Genomic DNA, 25,850 nt, shown 5'->3' with positions numbered 1-25,850 from the left:
AAACGAACGGAAAACGGCAGGAAAGGGAATCGGGATTTTCCCATGGAACCGGTTTTCCCGCAGGTACCGTTTAGTTAACTGCGCCCCTATTCAGGAAGAGGGCGATGGTCGGCGGCCGGGAGCGGGCGAAGGGCCCCGCGCGGCAAGGGCATCGGCCGCCCGTGCGCGCATATCGCGGCAGTTATATGAGCCGCATGCGTGATGGGCTATGGGTTGCGGAATTTGACGGTGATAGCGTGCAAACTGTCGGAAAAACGTCGGTCGAGCGCTCCGCGCAGGCCGCCTTGCCCCCAATTTGAAGAAACGCCGAGACATGAGTGAGCCGATTCGCTTCTACCATCGTCACGCGATCCGCGAAGTCAGCGGCGCGGACGTGACCCGCACCGTGCTGCAATATCTGCGCGAGGATGCGCATTGCACCGGTACCAAGGAAGGCTGCGCGGAAGGCGACTGCGGCGCGTGCACGGTCGTCGTCGGCGAGCTGACCGACGCCGGCGCGGTCGAGTTCAAGGCCGTCAACGCATGCATCCAGTTCCTGCCGACGCTCGACGGCAAGGCGCTGCTCACGGTCGAGGACCTGCGCCGGCCGGACGGCACGCTGCACCCGGTGCAGCAGGCGATGGTCGATTGCCACGGTTCGCAATGCGGGTTCTGCACGCCGGGCTTCGTGATGTCGATGTGGGCGCTGTACGAGAAGCATGGCCACGAAGGCTGCGGCAGTGCATGCGCGAAGGCGAAGGACGTGCCGACGCGCACCGAGATCGCCGATGCGCTGACCGGCAACCTGTGCCGCTGCACCGGGTATCGCCCGATCGTCGATGCGGCCGTGCGGATGTTCGACGCGGCCGGCGAAGGTGCGACCGGCGAAGGTGCGACCGGCGAAGGTGCACCGGCGCCCGCCGCGCCCGTCGACACGGCCGCGCTTGCCCGCACGCTTGCGTCGCTGAAGCGCGACGACACGTTCGACTACACGACGATCGACGGTGCGCGCTTCGCGGCGCCGCGCACGCTCGACGCGCTGGCCGCGCTGAAGGCCGAGCGTCCCGATGCGCGCATTCTCGCCGGCAGCACCGACATCGGCCTGTGGGTGACCAAGCAGATGCGCCGCCTCGACGACCTGATCTACGTCGGCCAGATCGCCGAGCTGCAGCAGATCGTTCACGGCGACGACTGGATCGGGATCGGCGCGGGCGTGACGGTCGAGAAGGCCTATGCGGCGCTGGCCGGCACGTATCCGGAGCTGACCGAGATGTGGAAGCGCTTCGCGTCGCTGCCGATCCGCAACGCGGGCACGATGGGCGGCAACGTCGCGAACGGCTCGCCGATCGGCGATTCGATGCCGGGCCTGATCGCGCTCGGCGCGCGCGTCGTGCTGCGCGGCGGCGACACGGTGCGCGAGCTGCCGCTCGAGGCGCTCTACACGGGCTACCAGCAGAAGGACATGGCGCCGCACGAATTCGTCGTCGGCCTGAAAGTGCCGACCCGCACCGGCGCGCGCGACAAGCTGCGGTTCCGCACGTACAAGCTGTCGAAGCGCTTCGACTCGGACATCTCGGCCGTGTGCGCGGCGTTCGCGTTCATCGCGGACGGCGACACGATCCGCGAGCCGCGCATCGCGTTCGGCGGGATGGCCGCGACGCCGAAGCGCGCGACCCACACGGAAGCCGTGCTCGACGGCGCGCAGTGGCACGAAGCCACCGCGCAGGCGGCGATGCAGGCGCTCGAGCGCGATTACCAGCCGCTGTCCGACATGCGCGCGACGAGCGCGTATCGCCTCGATACCGCGAAGAACCTGATCTATCGCTTCTGGCTGGAGACGCGTGCGCACGACCCGCTGCCGCCGCAGGCGCTGAACGTGCGCGAAGTGGCCGCCGAAGTAGGCGCCGAAGTGGCCGACGACGCGGCGCGCGTCTGACGACGGAGAACACCGAACATGAACCAGCAAGCAGAACCGTTCCTGAGCACCCTCGACCCGCAGGCCGACGCCGCGCAGGTGCACGTCTCGCGCGCCCACGAATCGGCCCACCTGCACGTGAGCGGGCGCGCCACCTACACCGACGACATTCCGGTCGTCGCGGGCACGCTGCACGCGGCGCTCGGGTTGTCGGCGAAGCCGCACGCGAAGATCGTGTCGATGAACTTCGACGCGGTGCGTGCGACGCCGGGCGTGGTCGCGGTATTCACGGCCGACGACATCCCGGGCGTCAACGATTGCGGCCCGATCATCCACGACGATCCGGTGCTCGCGAAGGGCGTCGTGCAGTTCGTCGGCCAGCCGATGTTCATCGTCGTCGCGACGTCGCATGAAACCGCGCGGCTTGCCGCGCGCCGCGCGCAGGTCGAGTACGAGGAGCTGCCCGCGATCCTGACCGCGCAGGAAGCGCGCGCGGCCCAATCCTACGTGATCCCGCCGCTGAAGCTTGCGCGCGGCGACGCGGCCGCGCGGCTCGCCGCGGCGCCGCACCGCGAGTCGGGCGAGATGCTGCTCGGCGGGCAGGAGCAGTTCTACCTCGAAGGACAGATCGCATACGCGGTGCCGAAGGACGACGACGGCATGCACGTGTACTGCTCGACGCAGCACCCGAGCGAGATGCAGCACCTCGTCGCGCACGTGCTCGGCGTCGCGTCGCACAACGTGCTGGTCGAATGCCGCCGGATGGGCGGCGGGTTCGGCGGCAAGGAATCGCAGTCGGGCCTGTTCGCATGCTGCGCGGCGCTCGCCGCATGGAAGCTGCTGTGCCCGGTGAAGCTGCGTCCGGACCGCGACGACGACATGATGATCACCGGCAAGCGGCACGACTTCCATTACCGCTTCGACGTCGGCTACGACGACGCCGGCCGCATCGACGGCGTCGCGCTCGACATGACGTCGCGCTGCGGCTTCTCGGCCGACCTGTCCGGCCCGGTGATGACGCGCGCCGTGTGCCATTTCGACAACGCGTACTGGCTCGGCGACGTCGACATCGCCGGCTACTGCGGCAGGACCAACACGCAGTCGAACACCGCGTTCCGCGGCTTCGGCGGCCCGCAGGGCGCGTTCGCGATCGAATACATCCTCGACGACATCGCGCGTTCGCTGGGCCGCGATCCGCTCGACGTGCGCTACGCGAACCTGTACGGCAAGACCGAACGCAACGTGACGCCGTACGGGCAGACGATCGAGGACAACGTGCTGCAGGAGCTGCTCGGCGAACTCGAGGCGACGAGCGACTACCGCGCGCGGCGCGCGGGCGTGCGTGCATTCAACGCACGCAACACGGTGCTGAAGAAAGGCATCGCGCTCACGCCGGTGAAGTTCGGCATCGCGTTCAACGTCACGCACTTCAACCAGGCCGGCGCGCTCGTGCACATCTACACCGACGGCTCGGTGCTCGTGAACCACGGCGGCACGGAGATGGGGCAGGGGCTCAACACGAAGGTCGCGCAGGTGGTCGCGCACGAGCTCGGCATCCGCTTCGGCCGGGTCCGCGTGACGGCGACCGACACGAGCAAGGTCGCGAACACGTCCGCGACGGCCGCGTCGACGGGCTCGGACCTGAACGGCAAGGCCGCGCAGGACGCGGCGCGCCAGTTGCGCGAGCGGCTCGCGGCATTCGCGGCGAAGCAGTTCGGCGACGGCAAGGTCGAGGCGGCCGACGTGACGTTCGGCAACGACGTCGTGTGGGTCGGCGGCCATGGCGTGCCGTTCGGCGAAGTGGTCGCGAAGGCATACCTCGCGCGCGTGCAGCTGTGGTCCGACGGCTTCTACGCGACGCCGAAGCTGCACTGGGATCAATCGAAGCTGCAGGGCCGGCCGTTCTACTACTACTCGTACGGCGCGGCGGTGTCGGAAGTCGTGATCGACACGCTGACGGGCGAGATGCGCACGCTGCGCGTCGATGCGCTGCACGACGTGGGCGCGTCGCTGAACCCGGCGCTCGACATCGGCCAGGTCGAAGGCGCGTTCATCCAGGGGATGGGCTGGCTGACGACCGAGGAGCTGTGGTGGAACAAGGGCGGCAAGCTGATGACGCACGCGCCGTCCACCTACAAGATCCCGACCGTGAACGACACGCCGCCCGAGTTCAACGTGCGGCTGTTCCAGAACCGCAACGTCGAGGACAGCATCCACCGCTCGAAGGCCGTCGGCGAGCCGCCGCTGCTGCTGCCGTTCTCGGTGTTCTTCGCGGTGCGCGATGCGATTGCCGCGGTCGGCGACTATCGCGTGAACCCGCCGCTCGACGCGCCGGCCACCGGCGAGTCGATCCTGCGCGCGGTGCAGGCGGTGCGGGCGGCGAACGCCGCGCGGGCAGGCTGACGTGAACGGCCTCTGCCCGCTCGCTTCGTGCGTCGGCTCCGACGGGGCGATCGGCCTCGTTGGGGCGACCCGTCGGAGGCCGGCGTGAACGGCCCCGCTCGTTCGCCGCGTGCCGCGTCCGACGCGGGGTGCGAAGGCGCGTGCGGCAGCGCGCCTTCGCCGTTGCAGCCGTTCGCGCCGGGCACCGGCCAGCGCAACCGCGCGACCGGTGCGCCGCCGCCGATGCACGTCGTGCTGTTCGGCGCGGGCCACGTCGGCCATGCGCTCGTCACGCTGCTCGGCGCATTGCCGTGCGTCGTGCAGTGGGTCGACACGCGCGACGAGCTGTTCCCGGACGAATGTCCGCCCAACGTGCAGCCGGAGCCGACCGACACGCCGGAGGCCGTCGTCGACGCGGCGCCGCCCGGCGCGTATTTCCTCGTGATGACGCACAACCACGCGCTCGACTTCTCGCTCGCCGCGCGGATCATGCGGCGGCGCGACTACGCATACTTCGGGATGATCGGCTCGCGCACCAAGCGCGTGAGGTTCGAGCGCCGGCTCGCCGCGCGCGGCGTCGATCCGGCGCGGCTCGTCGAGATGGTGTGCCCGATCGGCGTCGCCGGCATCGTCGACAAGGCGCCGGGCGCGATCGCGGTGGCCGTCTGCGCGGAGTTGCTGCAGGTGCGTTCGGGGATGCCGGTGGCCGATGCGAAGGCAGCCGCGGCCGGGCGCGCACGCGGCGAGGTGTCCTGCGCGCGGTAAGACAGCGGTAAAACAGCGGTAAAACGGTCATGCCGCGCGGTCGGCGCACGGCCGCGCGTTTTTGCCTACACTGCACGGCAACGCGCGGCAGCGGGCCGCGCTCACTTTACCGTGCACGCGCCCATGTCCGATCATTCCGTCTATCTCGACGCGCTCGATGCGAGCCTCGTCGCCATCGAGCGCTGGCTGTCCGGCGTCGATACCGCGCCGGCGGCGCTCGATGCGCTGCTCGCCGCGTTTTCCGCCGACTTCACGATGATCCTGACCGACGGCCGCATGGTCGACCACGACGGCATGCGCGCGCTGTTCGCGAAGCTGGCCGGCGCGAAGCCGGGGCTGCGCATCGCGCTGTCGGAGATCCGCGTGCTCGCGGCGGACGCGTCGCACGCGGTGCTCACCTATCGCGAAGCGCAGCACGCGGCGGCGGGCGAGTTGCCCGCGCGCCGCGCGACCGCCGTGTTCGCGCGCGACGCGGCGGGCGCCGTACGCTGGACCCATCTGCAGGAAACCTTCTGCACGGCTTGAGCGGCCGCACTGCCTGACCCGTCGCGCTGCGCTTCGGCCGCGCGTCAGCGCTTGCGCGTGCGGGCGACCGTCAGCTCGTCGGACACGCTCTGCATCAGCGCGCACAGCCACGCGATGTCGGTCGGCCGGTCGGGCTGCGGGTGCGTGAGCAGGTAGCTCTTGATGCGCGGGAACGGCACGGGCGGCGCGACGACGACGAGCGGCAGCAGTTGCGCATAGTGCGTCGCGAAGCGGCGCGTCGTCGTGAAGATCAGGTCCGACTGCAGCAGCACCTGCGGCACGATCCCGAAGTACGGCAGCGTCGTCACGACGCGCCGCGCGAGGCGCGCGCGTGCCAGGCCGATCTCGATCGCATTGCGCTTGTCGCCGGTGTACGGGGTGGGCGCGACGTGGGCGGCCGCCGCATACGCTTCGCGCGTGAGCGGCTCGCGGGCGAGCGGATGCGCGTCGCGCATCAGGCACACGATCGTGTCGGAGAACAGGTCCTGGCGCGCGAACTGCGGGTCGGGCTTCGGCCAGTTGCCGATCACGAGATCGAGCGCGCCCGACTCGAGCGCGGCCGCGTGGTCGAGCGCGGGGTTCAGCGAATCGATTTCCAGACGGGCATGCGGCGCCGCGTCGCGAAAGCGCTCGATCAGCGTCGGCATGAAGAAATCGTTCAGGTAGTCGGGCGCGGCGACGCGGAACGTGCGCCGCGCGGACGACGGATCGAACTCGCCGTGCGGCGTCGCGATGAAATCGACCTCGCGCAGCGCGCGCGACGCGGCTTCGAGCAGCGACGCGCCGTATTCGGTCGGCACCATGCCGGATTTGCCGCGCACGAGGATCGGATCGTTCAGCGTCTCGCGCAGCTTGCGCAGCGCGGTGCTGATCGCGGGCTGGGTCTGGTTCAGCCGCAGCGCGGCCTGCGTGACGCTGCGCTCGAGCAGCAGCGTGCGCAACACGCGCACGAGCCAGATGTCGAGCGAGGCGGTACGGTCGTCGTCTTCCATTGGTGGGGGATGCGGGGGACGCCAAAGGGCCGTTTTCATATGAAAACAGCCCGTTACCTTACCGCAGCCGCGCGTTGCCGTGCGTGATACCGGCCATCACGCACGCCATCACGCGCGGCCCTTCGGCAGCGTGCTGATCCGCTTGACCTCGCCCGATTCGAGCCAGTTCGGCGTGCGCGCGCAGTACAGGACCATCGGCAGCGCGTCCTCGCCCCAGAACAGTTGCTGGTTCATCCAGAAGGTCGGCACGCCGAACACGCCGAGCGCGATCGCGTCGGCCGTGTTGCGGGTCAGTTGCGCGGCGGTTTCCTCGAATTCGATCAGCTCGTCGCCGTGGCCGACGCCGACGCGTTCGCACAGCGCCGCGAAGCCTTCCGGCGTCGACGGATCGTTGCCTTCGCGCCAGATGAAGCGGAACATTTCCAGCACCGTCGCGATATCGGCGCGCAGCGCGATCGCGAGGCGCAGCACCTTGTCCGAATCGAACGGGTGTGCGGGCGGCATCTTGAAGCGGATGCCGAGCTGTTCCGCGCGAAACAGCGCGTGACGGTACGTGAACACGCGCTTGGCCGGCACGTCGGCGCTCGGACGCTGGCCCCAGTGGCGCTGCAGGTCGGCGAGCGACACGGCCACGGGGTCGAACGGCACGTCCGGCCATTTGTCGTGCTGCTCGAGCAGCAGGTACGAGAACGGCGACACGAAGTCGAAGAACCAGGCGGGTTGGGCGGTATCGAGGCCGGTTGTCATGTCGTTCTCCAGAAGGTGGGGCGTGCGGCGCCTGACGGCGGCCTCCATGTTACGCGGCGGCGCGCGCATGCAGCAATGATCGCGGATCGTCCGCTCATGCGGAACCGGGAGTCGCCCGGGGGGCGTCGCCCGCCGGCTGCGGCGCGCTTGTCGTGCGTGCCGGCGGGCTGCCGGCGGCGGGCGGGCCCGCCGGCGTGTCCGGCTCCTGCGCGGTGAGCCGTTCGCGCACGAAGCCGATGTGCTCGCGCAGCACGTAGAACTGCCCGGCGTACGCGAGCGGCATCTTCATCCGGTTCACGGCTTCCTCGATGTCGTCGAGCTCGTCGAGCAGCTGGACGCGCTCCTCGGCCGTGTGTTCGCCGAGCGCGCGGCGCTCGAGCGCGATCAGCGCGCCGTACCAGCGGTAGATGCGCGAGCGCACGCGCCAGCCGTACAGCGACGGTACGAGCCGCAGCCCGGGAATCAGCACGACGATCAGCGGCACGACCACCACCAGCAGCCGGTCGACGAGGCTCGCGACCCAGAACGGCAGCCGCCGGTACAGGAAGCTCTTGCCCGACTTGTAGTAGCGGGCGGCGTCGTCGGACAGCGGGAAGCCGCGCGTGACGGACGACGGGAATTCGCCTGCGTGCTGCAGGATCGTCGCGTGCCCGTGCACTTCGCGCGCGGCCTCGATCAGCAGGTCGGACAGCGCGGGGTGCAGCGAGTCGCGCGCGACGAGTTCGATCGTCGGCGCGACGGTGTGGATGTCGGTGGGCGGCAGGTTGCGGCCGAGATCGTAGACGCCCATCGGCAGCGTGATCGCCGTCAGGTACGGAAACCGCCGCGCATACGCCTCGGCCTGCGTGAACGAATACACGTGCACGCCCGGCGCACGGAACAGCTTCGCCATCACCGGGATCTGCGTCGAGTCGCCGGACAGGAAGGCCGCGTCGATCTTGCCGTCGAGCAGCGCAGTCGCGGCGTCCTCGCCGGCGGTCGGCAGCAGCTCGGTCGAGCCGCCCGGCACGATGCCGTTCATCTTCAGCAGCGCGAGGCTCAACTCTCGCGCGCCGCTGCCTTCCGCGCCGAGCGCGAGCCGCTTGCCCTTGAAGTCGGACAGCCGCGCGACGACCGGGCCGCGGTACATGATCGCGAGCGGCACGTAGCCGATGCTGCCGAGCGACACGAGATGCTCGTCGCGCTCCTTCGGGCCGATGCCGCTCTGCACGAAACCGACGTCGACCGGCGCGTTCGGGTTCGACAGCCGCGCGAGGTTCTGCGCGGAACCTTCGGACGATTGGACGTCGAGCGTGACGCCGTTTTTCGCGAGGATCGTCTTGTATTTCTGCGCGGCGTTCCAGTACGTGCTGCCGGGCGGCCCGGCCGAGATCACGAGCGTGGACGGCGGCGCCGGCTGGATCAGCTTGACCGCGAGCCAGACGGCCGCGCCGGCGAGCAGCACGGTGGGGCCGATCGACAGCGCGAGGTCGCGCCACGAGACGGCGACGAAGCGGGCGAGGATGCGGCGCGGCGGGCGAGGGCTGGCAGGCTTCATGGGGTGGGTGGATGACGCTGGCGTGACGCATCGGTGACGGTCGTCACCGGACGACACGGATGCTCGCGGCGATGGTACCCGGTTTCGCCGCGCATGCGCGAGTCGGGTGGGCTCGCGCGGCTGTCCGGCGACAGCGGCGGCGGCCGTCGCGTCAAAAGCTTTGCGCTTCGGCGGGCGCTGGATTACATTGTGCGACGCAGCCGCGCCCGAATCGCGCGCGACCCGGCACGTCATGAGACCGGGCGCGTCCGGCCGGCGGCTGTCCGGCCCGGCTGGCCCGCTTTTCGCGTGCGCCGGCCGCCGGCCCGTGCCGCCTCTCTCGTATCGCCGTGGAAAACACCGGCTGTCCCGCCCGTTCGCGCGCGGGCCGGCTGTTTTTGGGGGTATCCGGCCGTACTGTGCACGGCCGTTCCGAAGTGATAAGGAGATAGCATGAAGTCGATCGTGTTGAGAGCGTTGGGTGTCGCCGCCGTGGCGGCCTGTCTGTCGGGCAGCGTGTATGCGCAGTCGAGCGACGCAGCGGCGACGGAAGCGCCGGCGGCCGCAGCGAGCGCGCCGAAGGCCGCCGCGAAAACCGCGAAGAAGGCGAACCGCAAGCTCGGCTACGCGGTGCGCAAGGCCATTACGAAGGCGGGCGGCATCGACGTGGCGAACATCGTCGTGCGTTCGAAGGGCGGCGCGATCTCGCTGGAGGGCACGGTGCCCGACCAGGCACAGATCGACAAGGCGGAAGAGGCAGCCAAGAGCGTGAAGGGTGTGACGTCGGTCTCGAACAAGCTGACGGTTCAGCAGCAGTAACGCCGGGCGGCGGCGCGCGAGCGCCGCGTGCGCCCGTTTCCAGCGGGCCCCGGCATGCCGGGGCCCGTTTGCGCTTCAGAGGGCCGAAAGCCGCGCGCGGCGCGGCGGCGGACCGATAACGATATCGAGGGGGCGGCGATGACGAAGCTCGGGTGGGGCAGGCGGGTGGTGTGGGGAGCGGCGCTGGCCGCGGTCGCGATGCTCGGCGCCTGCAACGGCGACGAGTCGGCCGAGCGCAACCGGTTGCCCGGCTTCGTGTCCGGCAGCGTGCGCACGACGGCCTACGACGGCGCGAGCGACGACCTGCTGACGGCCGGCCTCGGCAAGACGGGGCTCGCCGCGGCGAGCGCGCCCGGCTTCGCGAATCCGGCGCGGCCGACGAGCGCCGAATTGCGGCGCCTCGCCATCTGGTCGAACTACCGCGCGCTCGTCGACATGAGCGCGAACGGCGGCTACGGCCGCTTCTGGGGGCCGAACGTCGACCTCGACGGCAACGATACGCTCGGCGAAGGCAAGATTCCCGGCACCGAATACCTTGCGTATGCCGACGACGGCAGCGGCACCAAAAACGTCACGCTGCTCGTGCAGGTGCCCGCCCGCTTCGATCCCGCGCAGCCGTGCATCGTCACCGCGACGTCATCCGGCTCGCGCGGCGTGTACGGCGCGATTTCCGCGGCCGGCGAGTGGGCGCTCAAGCGCGGCTGCGCGGTGGCCTACAACGACAAGGGCGGCGGCAACGGCGCGCACGAGCTCGGCTCCGACACCGTCACGCTGATCGACGGCACGCTCGCCAACGCGGTGCTGGCCGGCACCGCGAGCCTGTTCACCGCGAACGTGACGAGCGGCGATCTCGCCGCGTTCAACAACCGCTTCCCGAACCGCTATGCGTTCAAGCACGCGCATTCGCAACAGAATCCCGAGCAGGACTGGGGGCGCGTGACGCTGCAGTCGGTCGAATTCGCGTACTGGGCGCTCAACGAGCAGTTCGGGCCGCTGATCGACGGCTCGCGTCGCGGCGTGCGCTATCGCGCGGGCGACATCACGACGATCGCCGCGTCGGTCAGCAACGGCGGCGGCGCGTCGCTCGCGGCGGCCGAGCAGGACAACCGCGGCTGGATCACCGCGGTCGTGGTCGGCGAGCCGCAGATCAACGTGCGGATGGCGCCGAACGCGGTGGTCCGCGCGGGCGGCCAGCCGGTGCCGTCGTTCGGCCGGCCGCTGGCCGATTACGCGACGCTCGCGAACCTGCTGGAGCCGTGCGCGGCCGCATCGGCGTCGCTCGCCGGCGCGCCGTACCTGAGCGCGCTGCCGGCCGCGACCACGCAGTCGATCCGCACGCAGCGCTGCGCGACGCTCGCCGCGGCCGGGCTCGTGTCGGGCGCCGACACGCAGAGCCAGGCGGCCGACGCGCTCGCGCAGCTCCACGCGGCCGGCTATCTGGCCGATTCCGACCTGCTGCAGGCGTCGATGTGGGATTCGCAGGCGATTCCCGCGATCGCGGTCACCTATGCGAACGCATACACGCGCTCGCGCGTCACCGACAACCTGTGCAACTTCAGCTTCGCGACGACGAACGCGACGGGCGCGGTCGCGGCGCCCGCCGCATCGCCGATGCCGGCCGTGTTCGGCGCCGGCAACGGCGTGCCGCCGACGGCCGGCATCAATCTCGTGTTCAACGACGGCGCGGGCGTCGACCACCGGCTCGCGACGCCCGATGCGAGCTTCGCGGGCGCGCTGTGCCTGCGCCAGCTATGGACGAACGGAATGCTCGGGATGCCCGCGAACGTCGACGCGGTGCGCGTGAACGCGAACCTGCACGGCAAGCCGGCGATCATCGTGCAGGGCCGCGGTGACGCGCTCGTGCCGGTGAACCACGCGTCGCGCGCGTACGTCGCGCAGAACGGGATCAGCGAAGCCGGGCGCAGCCGGCTGGTGTTCTACGAAGTGACGAACGGCCAGCACTTCGACGCATTCCTGTCGGTTCCGGGCTTCGATACGCGTTTCGTGCCGGTTCACTACTACAACGTGCAGGCGCTGAACCTGATGTGGAAGCATCTGAAGAACGGCGCGCCGCTGCCGCCGTCGCAGGTGGTGCGCACGGTACCGCGCGGCGGCACGCCGGGCGCCGCGCCCGCGCTGTCGAGCGCGAACCTGCCGCCGATCTCGACCGCGCCGGGCGCGAACGCGATCACGACCGGCGTGGGCACGATCGACGTGCCGCTCTGACCGCGGCCGACGCGCCGCCTCGTGCAAGCCGGACAGCCGTCCGGCTTTTTTCTGCGCGTCGTCTGGAATCGGTCGCACCGCGTTCAACGCGCAGAACCTGACGATCGAGAACGACCCGTCGGGCCACATGATCTGCCTGAACGACGCGTCACGGACCGCGCTGAAGGGCGAGCTCGCCAACTTCTACGACGGCATCCTCGCGAACCGTACTGCGCTGCAACGCGTGCTGAAGCTGCAGGTGCGCACGCAGCACCGGGACGGCGTTGTTCGTCAGGAGCGGTGCCCGCCTACGCGAGCACGAGCCGCACGCCGACCGCGACCAGGGTCGACGCGAGCAGGTTGCGCAGCAGCCGCTCGGGCGCGCGTGCCGACAGCAGGCTGCCGATCACGATGCCGGGCAGCGAACCGAGCAGCAGCGACAGCAGCATCGACCAGTCGACCGAGCCGAGCAGCCAGTGGCCCATCCCCGCGACGAGCGTGAGCGGCACCGCGTGCGCGATGTCGGAACCGACGATGCGGGTCGTCGCGAGCAGCGGATACAGCAGCAGGAGCACGGTCACGCCGATCGCGCCGGCGCCGACCGACGTCATCGACACGAGCACGCCGAGCACGGCGCCCGTCAGCACGGTCGACCACAGCGTGCGCGCGGGGCTCGGCGCGAGCGGGTTGCGCGCGGCGAATGCGGTGAGCTGAGGGCGGAAGATCAGCGCGAGCGACGTCAGCAGCAGCGCCACGCCGAGCACGAGCTGGATCATCCGCGCGGTACCCGGCGTGTTCATCCCGTGCGTGTGCAGCCACCACAGCGTGAGCGCCGCGGCCGGCACGCTGCCCGCCGCGAGCCGGCCCGTGATGCGCCAGTCGACCGAGCCTTTCAGGCCGTGGACGAGCGTGCCGGTGGCCTTGGTCGCGGCCGCGTACAGCAGGTCGGTGCCGACCGCCGTCGCAGGGTGGACGCCGAACAGCAGCACGAGAATCGGCGTCATCAACGAACCGCCGCCGACACCCGTCAGGCCGACGAGAATGCCGACGAACAGGCCGGACAGCGAGTACAGCAGATCGATATGGGGAAGCGACATCGGAAGCAGGCGGTTATGCGGCGTTCGGCGGCGGCGCGCGGCCGTGGCGCGCGCGTCAAAGTCCGCCATTGTCGCAAAAGTGACGCGTCAATGGACGACTGCGTTAAAAATCGGCCACGAAGGCCCACCCGGCAGGCGGCCGGCGGAACGTGAAACGCGCGTTCGGGCGGGCGCGGCCGACGACGATCTGGCCCGAAAGCGGCGGTGAACCGGGCGCGTACGCCGCGTGGCCGGCACGCACGAAAAAGGCGCGACGATGCGCGCCCCGATCCGATGCCGGTTCCCGGCCCGTTCGTCGACGGTCAGTGCATCGCGGGCCCGGCGCCTTCGACCGCGCGCGGCGGCCGGATGCGCAGCGCGAAGCCGGTCAGCGCGGCCACGGCCGCAAACGCCGCGCCGAACGCGAAGGCCGCATGGTAGCCGCCGTTCAGCGCGTCGAGCGGCGCCGCTTGCGCCGCCGCCAGTGCGCCGGTGAGGGCCTCCGCGAGACTCGCGAGGACCGCGAGCCCGAGCGCGCCGCCCATCATGAACGCGGTGTTGACGATGCCCGACGCGAGCCCGGAATCGGCCGGATCGACGTCGTTCATCGCGGCGAGCAGCACCGGATTGAACGCGACGCCCGCGCCGATGCCGAGCAGCGCCATGCCGGGCAGCACGTGCCACACGAATCCGCCGTCGACCGGCGCGCGCGAGAACAGCGCGAGGCCGCATGCCGCGATCAGCAGGCCGGCGGCGATCGGGCCGCGGATCCCGAAGCGCATCACGATGCGCGCCGACAGCCCGAGCGAGAACGCGGCCATGATCAGGTTCGCCGGCAGGAACGCGAGGCCGACCTGCAGCGGCCCGTAGCCGAGCACGCGCTGCATGTACAGCGCGGACAGGAAGAACCACGCGAACATCGCGGCCGCCCACAGCACGGCGATCGCGTTCGCGAGCGCGACGTTGCGCGCGGCGAACAGCGTGAGCGGCATCAGCGGATGCGCGGCGCGCGACTCGATCGCGATGAACAGCGCGAGCAGCACGACGGCAGCGCCGATCAGCGCGACGGTCTGCGTCGATAGCCAGCCGGCCTCGTTGCCGCCGACGATCCCGTAGACGGCCAGCATCAGCGACGCGGTCACCGTGATCGCGCCGGCGACGTCGAGCCGGGCCGTGCCGGCCGGCGCACGCGTGCGCGGCAGCAGCGCGACGCACATCGCATAGACCGCGGCGCCGATCGGCAGGTTGACGAGGAAGATCCAGTGCCACGACAGCGAGCTCGTCAGCAGCCCGCCGAGCAGCACGCCGATGCTGCCGCCGCCCGCGCACACGAAGCCGTAGACGCCCATCGCACGTGCGCGCTCGCCGGGCTCGGTGAAGAGATTCATGATCAGCGACAGCGAGACGGCCGACACGACCGCGCCGCCGAGCCCCTGCACCGCGCGCGCGGCGATCAGCATCGCCTGCGATTGCGCGAGGCCGCAGGCGAGCGACGCGAGCGTGAACACGACGAGGCCCGCGAGGAACATGCGCCGCTGGCCGTACAGGTCGCCGAGCCGGCCGCCGAGCAGCAGGCAGCCGCCGAACGTCAGCAGGTACGCGTTGACGACCCACACGAGGGCCGTTTCGGTGAAGTGGAGGTCGGTGCTGATCGACGGCAGCGCAACGTTCACGATCGTGCTGTCGAGCACGATCATCAGCACGCCGAGGCAGAGCACGATCAGCGCATACCAGCGCTTCTCGCCGTGGATACCGTGGGTCATGGGCGCTCAGCCTTCTCTCTGATAGTTATTTGAAAGGAGGCATTGTAGACGTCATCGGCGCGGGCTTCCTGCCGGTTTGTGGCAGCAGCGAAGCGTAGTGGCGCGCGGCGCGGCGCGCGTGCCGCGGGTTGCGCGTTACGACCGGGCCGGCAGTTCGCAGCCGTCGGGGCCGCAGGCGGCCGCGTCGCTGCCGCCGAGTTCGACGACGCCGTCGCGCCATGCCTGGTCGAGCGCCTGCGCGAACGCGTCGGCCGGCTGCGCGCCGGACACCGCGTAGCGGCCGCCGAACACGAACAGCGGCACGCCGCGCCCGCCGATCTGTTCGGCGCGCGCGATGTCGGCCTCGACTTCGTCGCGGTAGGCGTCGCTGCGCAGCACCGCTTCGACGGCCGGGCGCTCGAGCCCGGCTTCGACCGCGAATTCGGTCAGCGCGGCATGATCGAACAGCGAGCCGTGCTCGCAGAAATACGCGCGATAGAGCCGCTCGGTCAGCGCGTGCGCGCGGCCCGACGCCTGCGCGAGCTTCACGAGCCGGTGGCCGTCGAGCGTGTCGCCGACGAGCGTGCCCGGCAGGTCGTAGCGCAGCCCGACGCTCGCGGCCGCATCGGTCACCTGGCGCAGCATCTGGTCGACCTGCGCGGGCGCCATCCGGTATTTGCCTGCCAGCATCGCCTCGACCGGCTCGACGGGCTGGCCGGGCATCAGCCGGTACGCGCGCGGCACGACGTCGACGCGGTCGGCGTGCGGGAACGCGGCCAGCGCCTCGTCGAAGCGGCGCTTGCCGATCCAGCACCACGGGCAGATCAGATCGGACCAGATTTCGACGGTCAGGGTCGGGCGGGCAGTCAGGGCGGGAGCGGTCGTCATGGGCGGTTCGGGGCGGCAAAAAATGTAACTGCGACTATATCATTTTATGCTTCCGCGCTTCCGCGCTTCCGCGCTTCCGCGCTTCGGAGGCGGGCCCGCGCGGAGCCCGGGCTGCACCCGCGCATCGCGAGGCTTGGACGCGGAACCGGACGCCCGGTGCCGATGGCGCGAAGCCTGCGCGTCATCGCGCCCGCCGCATCCCGCTCAGGCGTCGCCCTGCGTTTCCTTCAGGTGCTTCAGATGCTTGTAGACCGTCGCGCGCCCCATCCCGAGCACGTTCGCGACGTAGTTCGCCGCGCTCTTGCCGCGGAACGCGCCTTCCGCGTACAGCGCCTCGACGAGCTCGCGCCGGTGCTCGCGCGTGAGCCCGTTCAGCCCGACCTGCCGCTCGCGCAACCAGCCGTGCAGGAACGTGTTGATGCGCTCCTGCCAGTCGTCGCGGAACAGTTCGTCGGGCTGCGCGACGACGCCCGCGCCCTTGATGAACAGGTCGAGCGTCGCGCGCACCTCGTCGAACACCGCGATGTTGAAGTTGATGCACATCATCCCGGCCGGCCGGCCTTCGTCGTCGAACAGCACGTTGCTCACGCAGCGCATCCGCCGGCCGTCCCAGTTCAGCTTCTCGTACGGGCCGATCACGCGTTCGCGCGCCGAATGATCGATTTCCTCGAGCGCGGAATCGTCGCCGACCTCGCGCTTCGACAGGTTGTTCGCGAGATACAGCACGGTCTGGTCGTGCAGGTCGTGGATCACGACTTCCGCGTACGGGAAGAACAGCGCGGCGATACCGTCGGCGATCGGCGCATAGCGGGTGAGCAGCAGGTCTTTGACGGGAGATTTCTTCTTGCGCATCGGTGTCGCGATCTCGGGTGGGCGGGAGCGGGGCAGCGTGTCGGGCCGGCGGGCCGGGCCACCGCCGGCCGGCATGCCCGTGCGCCCGCGCGCGGCCGCCGCGGCGGTGCCATTGTATCGGCCCCGTGCGCGCGTGCCGCTCATGCGTGCGTCAGATGCGTGTACAGCGCGTGCGCGATCGCGATGTCCTCGAGGCCCAGGCCGATCGAGCGGAACAGCGCGTGACGCGTGCGCGACGGCGCCGCGCAGGTGCCGGCGACGAGCGCGGGCAGGTCGCCGACGATCCGGCCGGCATCCCAGCCGTGCTCGGCCGCGGCGATCTGCATCTCGCCCGCGCTTGCGGGCGTCGTGTGCCGGTAGTCGCAGTAGACGTCCATGTCAGGCAGCCACGCGGGCGGGATTTCGTGCGCGCGCGCGACGTTCGTGCTGATCGACGTGACGAGCGCGGGACGCGTGAGCATGCCGTCGCCGAGCACGGGCGTGCCCGACGACGTGCACAGCATCACCACGTCCGCGTCGCGCACGCAGGCCTCGACGCTCGCCGCCGCGCGTGCGCGCGCGTCGAGCGCGGTCAGGCGCGCCTGCAGCGCCGCGTCGCCGGCCAGCGCGGGCGAGTACACGCGGATCGTGTCCCAGTCGCGCAGCGCCGCCGTGTGCCGCAGGTGCGCGAGGCCGACCGCACCCGCGCCGACGATCGCCAGATGACGCGCGTCGCGCGGCGCGAGACAGTCGACCGCGAGCGCCGTCGTGCCGGCCGTGCGTTCGACGGTCAGCAGCCCCGCGTCGCACCACATCAGCGGCTGGCCGGTCTGCATCGACATCAGCGCGGTCCATGCGGTGACGACAGGTTTGCCGCCTGTCACGACATACGGCGACAGCTTCGCGCCGAACACCTGCTCGTCGGCGAGCGCGCCGAGATACGTGATGAAGTCGCCGGCCCGGTCGGGAAACAGCGTGAGCGTCTGCGGCGGCTGCACCGCGCGCGCCGCGGCCAGCGACGCGAACATCCGGCGCAGCGTGCCGAGCACGTCGAGCGACGGCAGCGCCGCGCGCACTGCGGCTTCGTCGACGGTCAGCGGCAGGGTGGGGACGGTTTGCGTCATGGGGCATCTCCGGTTCGGGCTGGACAGAAAGTCTCGAAAGACGATGTTCTGGGGAGTTTGTTATGGACGAAAAGTCTAATATAGACAAACAAAGTCGTGAGAGTTTTTATTTTCGAGATGCTGTGTCGGAGTCGGCGTCACGAAAAATTCCATGAAATCAATGGTGTTTCTGGCGGCAGAAAGAAATTTCGATATGGAGGACCAAAGCCGCATCCTCGTATCCCCTATAGTCCATAGTAGACTTTGAGTCTATATTTCGCATGCAGGACCCGCCACGTCGCCATGCGGCGTCGGCCTGCACTCGAATGCCGACCGGCGCCCACCGAGGGCGTCGGGCGACCGATCTTCATCGCCTCAATCCGGAACGGAAGACCGTCATGAACTGGAAGCTTTCCCTCTGCGCCGCTGCGGCGCTCGCGTGCGCGGCCGTCGCGGCCCATGCGGAACAAACCACGTTGCGCTTCGGGATCGAAGCCGCCTATCCGCCGTTCGAGAGCAAGACGCCGGCCGGTCAGTTGCAGGGCTTCGACGTCGACGTCGGCAACGCGGTGTGCGCGAAGCTGAACATGAAGTGCGTGTGGGTCGAGAATGCGTTCGACGGGCTGATCCCGGCGCTGCAGGCGCGCAAGTTCGACGCGATCAACTCGGCGATGAACATCACCGCGAAGCGCAAGCAAAGCATCGATTTCACGCCGGCGATCTACGTGGTGCCGATCGTGATGGTCGCGAAGCGCGGTGCGCCGCTGAAGCCCGACGTCGCGAGCCTGCGCGGCAAGCACGTCGGCGTGCTGCAGGGCTCGTCGCAGGAGGATTTCCTGAAGGCGCACTGGGCCAATGCGGGCGTGGCCGTCGTGTCCTACCAGGAGCAGGACCAGATCTACGCCGATCTCGTCGCGGGGCGTCTCGACGCGGCCGTGCAGGAAGCGCAGACCGCGCAGGACGGGTTCCTCGACAAGCCGGCCGGCCGCGACTACCAGATCGTCGGCGAGCCGCTGAAGGATCCGGCGACGCTCGGCGAAGGCACGGGCTTCGGGATGCGCAAGAACGACAAGGCGCTGCAGGCGAAGATCGTCGGCGCGCTCGATGCGCTGAAGAAGGACGGCACGCTGAGCGCGCTGTCGCAGAAGTACTTCAAGCGCGACATCATCGCGAAGTAAGCGCCGCCGCGCGCCGGCCGCGTGGTCGGCACACGGCGCATCCCATCTCGACGCAGTGCGGGGAACCATGGATTTCGACGTCATCGTTCTGGGGGCCGGCATCGTCGGCGTGTCGTCGGCGCTGCATCTGCAGGATCGCGGGCTGCGCGTCGCGCTCGTCGACCGGCGCGCGCCCGGCGAGGAAACCAGCCACGGCAATGCGGGGCTGATCGAGCGCTCGTCGGTCGTGCCGTATGCGTTTCCGCGCCAGCTCGGCACGCTGCTGCGCTATGCGCGCAACCGCTCGGTCGATCTCTATTGGGACTACCGCGCGCTGCCGGCGTACGCGGGCTGGCTCGCGCGCTTCTGGCGCGAATCGTCGCCGCGGCGGCTCGCGGCCGCCGCGCGCGACCTGCTGCCGCTTGTCGCGGCGAGCGTCGTCGAGCACGATGCGCTCCTCGCGCGTACCGACGCGCAGCCGCTCGTGCACGACGGCGGGTGGATCGAGGCGTTCCGTTCGCCCGCGCTGTTCGACGAGCAAGCGCGCGCGCAGCAGCGCGTGGCGGCCGAGCACGGGCTGCGGATGACCGTGCTCGATGCGCATGCGCTGCGGGCGCGCGAGCCCGGCATCGGCGATGCATTCTGCGGCGCGTTCCACTGGCAGGACCCGAAGACCGTATCGAGCCCGGGCGGGCTGACCAAGGCGTATGCGCGGCTGTTCGAGCGCGACGGCGGCACGTTCGTGCGCGGCGACGCGACGACGCTCGTGCAGATGGATGGCGGCTGGCAGGTCCGGTCCGAACACGGGCCGATCTCGGCACGCTCGGCCGTGGTCGCGCTCGGGCCGTGGTCCGATCATGTGTTCGCGCCGCTCGGCTACCGGATTCCGCTGCGCGCGAAGCGCGGCTATCACATGCATTACCGGCCGACGCGCACGCCGCTGAACGTGCCCGTGTGCGATACCGAGGCCGGTTTCGTCGTCGCGCCGATGGAGGGTGGCCGCCTGCGGCTCACCACAGGCGTCGAGATCGCGCCGCGCGATGCGCGGCCGACCGGCGTGCAACTCGCGCGCGCCGAACCGCTGGCGCGCGACGCGTTCGGCATCGGCGAGCGGCTCGATCCGCAACCGTGGCTCGGGATGCGGCCATGCACGCCCGACATGCGTCCGGTGATCGGGCCGGCGCCGCGCCACCGTCATTTGTGGTTCGCGTTCGGCCATTGCCATCACGGGCTCACGCTGGGGCCCGCGACCGGCCGCCTGCTCGCCGAGATGATGACGGGCGCGCCGACCTATATCGATCCTCATCCGTATCGGCCCGCCCGCTTCGGCTGAACCTGCGGCGCGCGGATGCGGTTTCGGTCGCCGGCACGCGCCGGCGGCCGTGCGCTTGCTTCACAGTTTTTCGTTCTGCTGTCCGGCTCGTCGAAATCCGCGCAATTGGAAATGATCTGCGTAATCGACAAGAAAGAAAATTTCGCGACAAAAGAAAATGAGCAAATTCGTGATTGGTCAATGCATTTTCATATTGCCGAAATGCGTAATGGGCGGCCCGTCGTAACGGTATAGGGCTGCATTGCCGGCGCGTGTTCCGGCGTTGGCGGAATGTACCGGTACACGTCACCGCGAGGCTCGCAAACGTTACGTTACATCCTCGCTCCGATCGCGCTTTTCATCAGACTATTGTGGCGTCGCGACGCGTGAATTCGTCAGAAATCAATTAAAAAAGCGTTATTGCCGGTCAATAAGCAGACGAATCGATCCGGTTTTTGTATTGGCACGCTTCGTGCAATCCGTCCCCATGCTTTGTCAACGTAGTGCCAACCGAGATGGGGAAAATAACGATGGGACAGAATTTTAAATTGACGGGTGTGGCGCTGTCGGTCGCGACGGTGTTCGGGGTGCTGGCTTCGGGGTCCGCGATGGCCGCGGCGCTCGATGCGCTGCCGATCCCGCAAGTGATCGTCAATCGGCCGACGAACAGCGTGTCGGTCGGGTTGGGCGCGACGGGGACGTCGCCGCTGGGTTCGGTCACCGTGACGGCGGGTGGGTCGGGCGCGATCCAGACGTCGCTCGGCGAGCCGGGGCAAGTGCTGTCGGGCGCCGTGGGGGCGGTGACGGGGGCACTGGGTAATGTCGGCGGCGGCACGAATCCGCTGGCGCCGGTGCAGGGCGTGGTGAATCAGGTGACGGGCGCGCTCGGTGGCGGTAACCCGGCAGGCGCGCTGAGCGGTGCCGTGGGTACGGTGACGGGCGCACTCGGCGGCATCGGTGGCGGCAACCCGGCCGGCGCACTGACCGGCGCGCTGAACACGGCAACCGGCACGCTGAGCAACGCGCTCGGCACGGCAACGGGTGCGCTGGGCGGTGTCGGCGGTGGCGCGAATCCGCTGGCGCCGGTGCAGGGCGTGGTGAATCAGGTAACGGGCGCGCTCGGTGGCGGTAACCCGGCCGGCGCGTTGACCGGTGCCCTGGGCACGGTGACGGGCGCACTGGGCGGCGCTGGCGGCGGCAACCCGGCCGGCGCATTGACCGGTGCCCTGGGCACGGTGACGAGCGCACTGGGCGGAGTTGGCGGCGGCAATCCGGCCGGCGCGTTGACCGGTGCCCTGGGCACGGTGACGGGCGCACTGGGCGGCGTTGGCGGCGGCAACCCTGCAGGCGCGTTGACCGGTGCCCTGGGCACGGTGACGGGCGCACTGGGCGGCGTTGGCGGCGGCAATCCTGCAGGCGCGTTGACCGGCGCCCTGGGTACGGTAACCGGTGCACTGGGCGGCATCGGCGGCGGCAATCCCGCCGGCGCGCTGACCGGCGCCCTCGGCACCGTAACCGGCACACTGGGCAACCTCGGCGGCGGCGCGAACCCGATCACCCCGATCCAGAACGTCGTGAACCAGGTCACCGGCACGCTAGGCAGCGGCAACCCGGCCGGCGCATTGAGCAACGCGGTCAACACGATCACCGGCACGCTCGGCAACGTCGGCGGCGCAGGGAGCCCGCTCGCGCCGGTGCAAGGCGCCGTCACGCAACTCGCCGGCACGCTCGGCAGCGGCGATCCTGCCGGTGCGCTGACGAACGCGCTGAACTCCGTGACGGGCGCGCTCAGCGGTGCGAACCCGCTGGCGCCGGTGCAGGGCGTCGTGAACCAGGTCGTCGGCACGCTGTCGGGCGCAGGCGGCGGCAGCCCGATCACGCCGATCACGAACCTCGTCAACGGTCTGCAGAACGCATTGCCGGGCGGCAATCCGGCCGGCGCGCTGACCGGCGCACTCGGCTCGGTGACGGGCGCGCTCGGCAGCCTCGGCGGCGCGAACCCGCTGGCTCCGGTGCAAGGCGTCGTGAGCCAGGTCGTCGGCACGCTCGGCGGCAGCAATCCGGCCGGCACGCTGAGCAACGCGGTCGGGACGGCCACCGGCGCACTCGGCAACGCGGTCGGCTCGGCAGCGGGCGCGCTCGGCGCGCTGGGCGGCACGAACCCGCTGGCGCCGGTCCAGGGTGTCGTGAACCAGGTCGTGGGCGCGCTCGGCAGCGGCAATCCGGCCGGCGCACTGACGGGCGCGCTGAATTCGGTGACGGGCGCGCTCGGCAACCTCGGCGGCGCCAACCCGCTGGCGCCGGTGCAAGGCGTCGTGAACCAGGTGGTCGGCACGCTGTCCGGCGCTGCCGGCAACAACCCGATCGCGCCGATCACGAGCCTCGTGAGCGGCCTGACGGGCGGCGGCAACCCGGCGGGCGCCCTGACCGGTGCGCTCGGTTCGGTGACGGGCGCACTCGCGTCCGGTCCGGCGGCGCTCGGCCAGGCGGCCGGCGCGCTGTCGGGCGCGGCCGGTTCGACGGCAGCGGCAGGCGGCAGCCTGCTCGGCTCGGGCGCGAACGCGGCCGGCGGCACAGCCGGCGCGGTCGGTTCGCTGCTGACGGTGGGGGCCAATTCGACCGCGACGGTGGTCAATGCGGTCGGCACGTCGGTGGGTACGGCGCTCGGTTCCGCGCCGAGTCTGTCGGTGACGCCGCATTCGGGCAACAGCTCGCCGAACAACCCGCTCGCACCGGTGACGACGCTGCTCCAGTCGTTGACCGGCGCATTGCCGAGGTAACCGGCCGAAACCGCCCGACGGCGCCGCATCGGCCGTCGGGCGAGACGGTCGCGCAATACGGGCCGTGCAATACCGGCGATGCAGTACCGGCCGCCCAACGCGGCATGACAGCGATGTCATGCCGCGTTGTCATTTCGGGCTTCCCGCGTTCTTTCGTCACATGAACGATCGCGGCTGCCGGTCGCGGCGCCGCATGGAATAACAGGCCGTCGCCGTCCGTTTACATACCGAGTTCCGGCACCGCCGGCCGGCGGGATAATGATCGCGACGAAGCCGATCGTCCCGTCTGGCCGCATCGTGTCGCGACACGACGCCAAGGAGAACGGGAATGAAACGGATGCTCTTCGCTGCCGCGCTGACGGCGGCGATCGTGCGGCCGGCGGCCGCAGAACCGCCCCAGGCCGGCGACGGGAAACTGGTCGACGAAGCGCACATGACGCTGTACGTGTTCGACCGCGATGCGCCGGGCAAGAGCATGTGCGACGGCGCGTGCGCGGCCAACTGGCCGCCCGCGCTCGCCGACGCATACGACAAGCCGTCGGGTGCGCTGAGCGTCGTCGCCCGCGACGACGGCACTAAGCAATGGGCGTACCGCGGCCGTCCGCTGTATCGCTGGAAGATGGACCGCGAGGCTGGCGACGCCGGCGGCGACGGGATCGGCGGTATGTGGCACGTCGCGCGGCCGTGACCGCGCGCCGACGCGCGAGGCGCCCCGATGAGCTATGAATCGGACCTGCTGGTGTGGCTTCCGCATCTCACGCGCTATGCGCGTGCGCTGACGGGCGAGCGCGCGTGGGCCGACGATCTCGTGCAGGACACGCTCGAGCGTGCGCTGAACCGGCCGCCGCGCGACGGCGGCAACCTGCGCGCGTGGCTGCTGACGCTGCTGCGGCACCGCTTCATCGACCAGTTGCGCGCGCGGCACGAGATCGCCGTGGACGACGCGACGGCGCCGTGGCAGACGATGGCGGCGCCCGCTGGCGAAGTCGGCGGGCTGGAGCTGCGCGACGTGCAGCGCGCGCTGTATCGGCTGCCGGTCGAGCAGCGCGAGGTGCTGCTGCTGGTCGCGCTCGAGGAGCTCAGCTATCGCGATGCCGCGCAAGTGCTCGGCGTGCCGGTGGGCACGGTGATGTCGCGGCTCGCGCGGGCGCGCGCGCAGATGCGCGCGTTGCTGACCGACGCGCCGGCGGCGCACGGTACGGCCACGTTACGGGTGATCGGGAAGCCATGATGGACGATCCGCGCAAGCCTTCGAACCGGCAGGACGACGACGCGTCGGCGCAACTGCTGTCCGCGTTGCTGGATGGCGAACTGTCCGGGCACGAGCGGCGCGAGATGCTCGAGCGCCTGCAGTCCGATCCGCAGGAAGCCGAACGATTCGCGCATTACCGTGCCCAGCGCGATGCGCTGAAGGCGTTGTTTCCGTTGCCGGGCGCCGCGCCCGCATTGTTCGTGCAGCGCCGCGCGTCGCGCTGGCGCGCCGCCGTGCACGCGTGCGCGGGGCTGGCGGCCGGGCTGCTGATCGGTGTCGCGCTGCATGCGGGCTGGGCGGCGTTCGGCCGCGAGCCGGCGTTCGCCGCGCGCGCCGATGTCGCGTATGCGGTGTACGCGGCCGACCGCGAGCATCCGGTGGAAGTCGGTGCGGCCGATCCCGCGCGTTTCGCCGCATGGCTGTCGGCGCGCATCGGCCGGCCGGTGCGCGCACCGTCGCTCGACGAATATGGTTACGCGCTGCTGGGCGGCCGGTTGCTGCCCGGCGACGCGGGGCCGGCCGCACAGCTGATGTACCAGCGCGCGGACGGCGCGCGCGTGACGCTGTACATGACCGCCTACGATGCGCGGCGCCTCGCGCCGCAGGCGCTGTCGGCGGACGGCCGCTACACGTATTTCTGGTCGGATCGCGGCATGGGTTATGCGCTGTCCGGCCGTGGCGACGAACGGCGTCTGCGCGAGCTGGCGATCGACGCATGCGCAGCGCTGGGCGGGCCGGCCGATGCGTGGAAGGGATGACGCGCGGCGCCCGCGGGGAGCAGGCGATGAAGACGGCAATGATGAAGGGACTCGTGCTGGCGGCGTGCCTCGCGGGCACAATGCTTGCGCGAGCACAGGGAAATGCGCCCGTGCGCGTGCCGGTCGATGCCGACGGCGTACAGCGTGTGACGATCGTCGGCGGCAGCTATTTTTTCCGGCCGAATCACGTGATCGTCCGCGCGAACCTGCCGGTGGAGCTGACCGTGTCGGCCGAGCCCGGCGTGGTGCCGCACAGCTTCGAGATGGACGCGCCGCCGCAGGCGGGCATCGCAGTGCATACCGAACTCGGCACGACGCCGAGGACGTTCCGTTTCACGCCGCAGCAGCCGGGTCGATTCGCCTACTATTGCACGCACCGGCTGCTGTTTTTCAGCAGCCATCGCGAGCGCGGGATGGAAGGCGTGCTCGACGTCGAGGCGGCGCCGTGATCGCCGCGTTGCTGGCCGCGAGCCTGATAGGAGCGAGCATGACCGCCGATCCCGTGACCGTCGCGCAGGCGCATTTCGACCACGTCCGTTCGTACCGCGCGACGATCCGCTCGTCGGCGCGCGACGGCGAGCACACCGAAATCCGTTACGCGTACCTGAAGCCGGGCTTCGTCCGGATGGATTTCGTGTCGCCGCATCGCGGCGCGGTGCTCGCGTACGATCCCGGCGACGGCAAGGTGCGGCTGCGCCCGTTCGGCACGCATGCGCCGCCCGCGCTGACGCTGTCGCCGTCCAATCCGCTCGTGCGCGACCGCAGCGGCCACCGGGTCGACCGTTCGGACGTCGGCGAACTGCTGCGCAGCGTGCATGTGCTGCAGCAGGGCGGCGCGACGGTGACCGAAGGCGAGGAAGCCATCGGCGGCCGGCGCGCGCTGCGCGTGCTGGTCACGGGCGCGCCCTCGCATGCGATCGATGGCGTGCATCGCTACCGGTTATGGCTCGACACCGACGACGGTTTTCCGCTGAAGGTAGTCAGCTACGCCGGCGACGACGATGTGCCGCTCGAAACCGTGACGCTCGACGACGTGGAGATCGACGTCGCGTTTCCCGAGCGTTTCTTCGCGCCCTGACGGCGCGCCGATCCGCGTTCCTGACGCG

22 protein-coding genes are annotated in these 25,850 nt (G+C 70.3%); 14 read left to right on the top strand and 8 right to left on the bottom strand.

Annotated elements, in window-relative coordinates:
* The first annotated feature begins 313 nt into the window (after positions 1 to 313).
* From xdhA to KPB06_RS20680, 4 genes are all read left to right on the top strand, one after another.
* Positions 314 to 1,915 carry a xanthine dehydrogenase small subunit gene (gene xdhA / locus KPB06_RS20695; RefSeq protein ID WP_059574232.1) on the top strand — a complete coding sequence of 534 codons (1,602 nt, stop codon included), beginning with the start codon at positions 314 to 316 and terminating at the stop codon, positions 1,913 to 1,915.
* Between the two features lie 18 nt (positions 1,916 to 1,933).
* Positions 1,934 to 4,297 carry a xanthine dehydrogenase molybdopterin binding subunit gene (gene xdhB / locus KPB06_RS20690; RefSeq protein WP_275906283.1) on the top strand — a complete coding sequence of 788 codons (2,364 nt, stop codon included), beginning with the start codon at positions 1,934 to 1,936 and terminating at the stop codon, positions 4,295 to 4,297.
* An 84-nt stretch (positions 4,298 to 4,381) separates the two neighbouring features.
* Positions 4,382 to 5,041 carry a xanthine dehydrogenase accessory protein XdhC gene (gene xdhC, locus KPB06_RS20685; protein ID WP_099316105.1) on the top strand — a complete coding sequence of 220 codons (660 nt, stop codon included), beginning with the start codon at positions 4,382 to 4,384 and terminating at the stop codon, positions 5,039 to 5,041.
* Between the two features lie 123 nt (positions 5,042 to 5,164).
* On the top strand, positions 5,165 to 5,566 hold the full coding sequence (locus tag KPB06_RS20680; RefSeq protein ID WP_226290029.1) for a polyketide cyclase: 402 nt from the start codon (positions 5,165 to 5,167) through the stop codon (positions 5,564 to 5,566).
* 44 nt (positions 5,567 to 5,610) lie between these two features.
* Here the strand turns inward: KPB06_RS20680 and KPB06_RS20675 are convergent, their stop codons facing one another.
* The 3 genes from KPB06_RS20675 to KPB06_RS20665 form a co-directional block, all read right to left on the bottom strand.
* Complete coding sequence (locus KPB06_RS20675; protein WP_275906282.1) at positions 5,611 to 6,558, bottom strand: LysR family transcriptional regulator; 948 nt, start codon at positions 6,556 to 6,558, stop codon at positions 5,611 to 5,613.
* A 108-nt stretch (positions 6,559 to 6,666) separates the two neighbouring features.
* On the bottom strand, positions 6,667 to 7,305 hold the full coding sequence (locus tag KPB06_RS20670; protein WP_059574337.1) for a 2-hydroxychromene-2-carboxylate isomerase: 639 nt from the start codon (positions 7,303 to 7,305) through the stop codon (positions 6,667 to 6,669).
* 94 nt (positions 7,306 to 7,399) lie between these two features.
* A complete protein-coding gene (locus tag KPB06_RS20665; protein WP_275906281.1) occupies positions 7,400 to 8,842 on the bottom strand; it encodes a TAXI family TRAP transporter solute-binding subunit in 1,443 nt (480 codons plus the stop codon).
* 432 nt (positions 8,843 to 9,274) lie between these two features.
* Between KPB06_RS20665 and KPB06_RS20660 the strand changes: the two genes are divergently transcribed.
* Positions 9,275 to 9,640: a BON domain-containing protein gene (locus tag KPB06_RS20660; RefSeq protein WP_059574226.1), complete on the top strand. Its 366-nt coding sequence runs from the start codon at positions 9,275 to 9,277 to the stop codon at positions 9,638 to 9,640.
* Between the two features lie 138 nt (positions 9,641 to 9,778).
* Positions 9,779 to 11,866, top strand: a complete 2,088-nt coding sequence (locus tag KPB06_RS20655) for a D-(-)-3-hydroxybutyrate oligomer hydrolase (protein ID WP_060312791.1) — start codon at positions 9,779 to 9,781, stop codon at positions 11,864 to 11,866.
* A 287-nt stretch (positions 11,867 to 12,153) separates the two neighbouring features.
* On the opposite strand, the gene KPB06_RS20650 is transcribed toward KPB06_RS20655, so the two are convergent.
* From KPB06_RS20650 to KPB06_RS20630, 5 genes are all read right to left on the bottom strand, one after another.
* A complete protein-coding gene (locus KPB06_RS20650; protein WP_059574336.1) occupies positions 12,154 to 12,942 on the bottom strand; it encodes a sulfite exporter TauE/SafE family protein in 789 nt (262 codons plus the stop codon).
* Between the two features lie 302 nt (positions 12,943 to 13,244).
* A complete protein-coding gene (locus KPB06_RS20645; RefSeq protein WP_275906280.1) occupies positions 13,245 to 14,684 on the bottom strand; it encodes a DHA2 family efflux MFS transporter permease subunit in 1,440 nt (479 codons plus the stop codon).
* A 135-nt stretch (positions 14,685 to 14,819) separates the two neighbouring features.
* Positions 14,820 to 15,551, bottom strand: a complete 732-nt coding sequence (locus tag KPB06_RS20640; RefSeq protein WP_275906279.1) for a DsbA family oxidoreductase — start codon at positions 15,549 to 15,551, stop codon at positions 14,820 to 14,822.
* 204 nt (positions 15,552 to 15,755) lie between these two features.
* Complete coding sequence (locus tag KPB06_RS20635; RefSeq protein ID WP_275906278.1) at positions 15,756 to 16,547, bottom strand: helix-turn-helix transcriptional regulator; 792 nt, start codon at positions 16,545 to 16,547, stop codon at positions 15,756 to 15,758.
* On the bottom strand, positions 16,544 to 17,506 hold the full coding sequence (locus KPB06_RS20630) for an ornithine cyclodeaminase family protein (RefSeq protein WP_275906277.1): 963 nt from the start codon (positions 17,504 to 17,506) through the stop codon (positions 16,544 to 16,546). Before KPB06_RS20630 ends, KPB06_RS20635 begins: the two co-directional genes overlap by 4 nt.
* A gap of 377 nt (positions 17,507 to 17,883) precedes the next feature.
* Between KPB06_RS20630 and KPB06_RS20625 the strand changes: the two genes are divergently transcribed.
* The 8 genes from KPB06_RS20625 to KPB06_RS20590 all read left to right on the top strand — a co-directional run bounded on the left by KPB06_RS20625 (position 17,884) and on the right by KPB06_RS20590 (position 25,822).
* Positions 17,884 to 18,663: an ABC transporter substrate-binding protein gene (locus KPB06_RS20625; RefSeq protein ID WP_275906276.1), complete on the top strand. Its 780-nt coding sequence runs from the start codon at positions 17,884 to 17,886 to the stop codon at positions 18,661 to 18,663.
* Positions 18,664 to 18,730: 67 nt separating this feature from the next.
* Positions 18,731 to 19,975, top strand: a complete 1,245-nt coding sequence (locus KPB06_RS20620; protein WP_275920507.1) for an NAD(P)/FAD-dependent oxidoreductase — start codon at positions 18,731 to 18,733, stop codon at positions 19,973 to 19,975.
* A gap of 509 nt (positions 19,976 to 20,484) precedes the next feature.
* A complete protein-coding gene (locus tag KPB06_RS20615) occupies positions 20,485 to 22,734 on the top strand; it encodes a beta strand repeat-containing protein (protein ID WP_275906274.1) in 2,250 nt (749 codons plus the stop codon).
* A 328-nt stretch (positions 22,735 to 23,062) separates the two neighbouring features.
* Positions 23,063 to 23,422, top strand: coding sequence for a COG4315 family predicted lipoprotein (locus tag KPB06_RS20610; RefSeq protein ID WP_275906273.1), 360 nt, complete (start codon positions 23,063 to 23,065; stop codon positions 23,420 to 23,422).
* A gap of 27 nt (positions 23,423 to 23,449) precedes the next feature.
* The gene (locus tag KPB06_RS20605) at positions 23,450 to 23,965 is read left to right on the top strand and encodes a sigma-70 family RNA polymerase sigma factor (protein ID WP_059574216.1); all 516 of its coding nucleotides are present in this window, start codon (positions 23,450 to 23,452) and stop codon (positions 23,963 to 23,965) included.
* Complete coding sequence (locus KPB06_RS20600; RefSeq protein WP_275906272.1) at positions 23,962 to 24,744, top strand: anti-sigma factor family protein; 783 nt, start codon at positions 23,962 to 23,964, stop codon at positions 24,742 to 24,744. Before KPB06_RS20605 ends, KPB06_RS20600 begins: the two co-directional genes overlap by 4 nt.
* Before the next feature lie 26 nt (positions 24,745 to 24,770).
* Positions 24,771 to 25,193, top strand: a complete 423-nt coding sequence (locus KPB06_RS20595) for a cupredoxin domain-containing protein (protein ID WP_275906271.1) — start codon at positions 24,771 to 24,773, stop codon at positions 25,191 to 25,193.
* Positions 25,190 to 25,822 carry a LolA family protein gene (locus KPB06_RS20590; RefSeq protein WP_275906270.1) on the top strand — a complete coding sequence of 211 codons (633 nt, stop codon included), beginning with the start codon at positions 25,190 to 25,192 and terminating at the stop codon, positions 25,820 to 25,822. The genes KPB06_RS20595 and KPB06_RS20590 overlap by 4 nt, the downstream gene beginning before the upstream one ends.
* The last annotated feature ends 28 nt before the right edge of the window (positions 25,823 to 25,850 follow it).

This window comes from Burkholderia semiarida (genome assembly GCF_029268935.1).
Classification (GTDB): domain Bacteria; phylum Pseudomonadota; class Gammaproteobacteria; order Burkholderiales; family Burkholderiaceae; genus Burkholderia; species Burkholderia semiarida.
The sequence above is the reverse complement of the archived record's forward strand: the minus strand, read 5'-3'. Positions and strand labels throughout refer to the sequence as shown.

What these genes read in the sequence shown, in the direction of transcription:
- KPB06_RS20595 (WP_275906271.1), top strand. Translation starts at nt 24,771, where the DNA reads ATGAAGACGGCAATGATGAAGGGACTCGTGCTGGCGGCGTGCCTCGCG.
- KPB06_RS20625 (WP_275906276.1), top strand. Translation starts at nt 17,884, where the DNA reads ATGAACTGGAAGCTTTCCCTCTGCGCCGCTGCGGCGCTCGCGTGCGCG.
- KPB06_RS20615 (WP_275906274.1), top strand. Translation starts at nt 20,485, where the DNA reads ATGGGACAGAATTTTAAATTGACGGGTGTGGCGCTGTCGGTCGCGACG.
- xdhA (WP_059574232.1), top strand. Translation starts at nt 314, where the DNA reads ATGAGTGAGCCGATTCGCTTCTACCATCGTCACGCGATCCGCGAAGTC.
- KPB06_RS20605 (WP_059574216.1), top strand. Translation starts at nt 23,450, where the DNA reads ATGAGCTATGAATCGGACCTGCTGGTGTGGCTTCCGCATCTCACGCGC.
- KPB06_RS20680 (WP_226290029.1), top strand. Translation starts at nt 5,165, where the DNA reads ATGTCCGATCATTCCGTCTATCTCGACGCGCTCGATGCGAGCCTCGTC.
- KPB06_RS20610 (WP_275906273.1), top strand. Translation starts at nt 23,063, where the DNA reads ATGAAACGGATGCTCTTCGCTGCCGCGCTGACGGCGGCGATCGTGCGG.
- KPB06_RS20650 (WP_059574336.1), bottom strand. Translation starts at nt 12,942, where the DNA reads ATGTCGCTTCCCCATATCGATCTGCTGTACTCGCTGTCCGGCCTGTTC.
- KPB06_RS20675 (WP_275906282.1), bottom strand. Translation starts at nt 6,558, where the DNA reads ATGGAAGACGACGACCGTACCGCCTCGCTCGACATCTGGCTCGTGCGC.
- KPB06_RS20645 (WP_275906280.1), bottom strand. Translation starts at nt 14,684, where the DNA reads ATGACCCACGGTATCCACGGCGAGAAGCGCTGGTATGCGCTGATCGTG.
- KPB06_RS20660 (WP_059574226.1), top strand. Translation starts at nt 9,275, where the DNA reads ATGAAGTCGATCGTGTTGAGAGCGTTGGGTGTCGCCGCCGTGGCGGCC.
- KPB06_RS20635 (WP_275906278.1), bottom strand. Translation starts at nt 16,547, where the DNA reads ATGAGCGGCACGCGCGCACGGGGCCGATACAATGGCACCGCCGCGGCG.
- KPB06_RS20600 (WP_275906272.1), top strand. Translation starts at nt 23,962, where the DNA reads ATGATGGACGATCCGCGCAAGCCTTCGAACCGGCAGGACGACGACGCG.
- xdhB (WP_275906283.1), top strand. Translation starts at nt 1,934, where the DNA reads ATGAACCAGCAAGCAGAACCGTTCCTGAGCACCCTCGACCCGCAGGCC.
- KPB06_RS20620 (WP_275920507.1), top strand. Translation starts at nt 18,731, where the DNA reads ATGGATTTCGACGTCATCGTTCTGGGGGCCGGCATCGTCGGCGTGTCG.
- KPB06_RS20655 (WP_060312791.1), top strand. Translation starts at nt 9,779, where the DNA reads ATGACGAAGCTCGGGTGGGGCAGGCGGGTGGTGTGGGGAGCGGCGCTG.
- KPB06_RS20665 (WP_275906281.1), bottom strand. Translation starts at nt 8,842, where the DNA reads ATGAAGCCTGCCAGCCCTCGCCCGCCGCGCCGCATCCTCGCCCGCTTC.
- KPB06_RS20670 (WP_059574337.1), bottom strand. Translation starts at nt 7,305, where the DNA reads ATGACAACCGGCCTCGATACCGCCCAACCCGCCTGGTTCTTCGACTTC.
- KPB06_RS20630 (WP_275906277.1), bottom strand. Translation starts at nt 17,506, where the DNA reads ATGACGCAAACCGTCCCCACCCTGCCGCTGACCGTCGACGAAGCCGCA.
- KPB06_RS20640 (WP_275906279.1), bottom strand. Translation starts at nt 15,551, where the DNA reads ATGACGACCGCTCCCGCCCTGACTGCCCGCCCGACCCTGACCGTCGAA.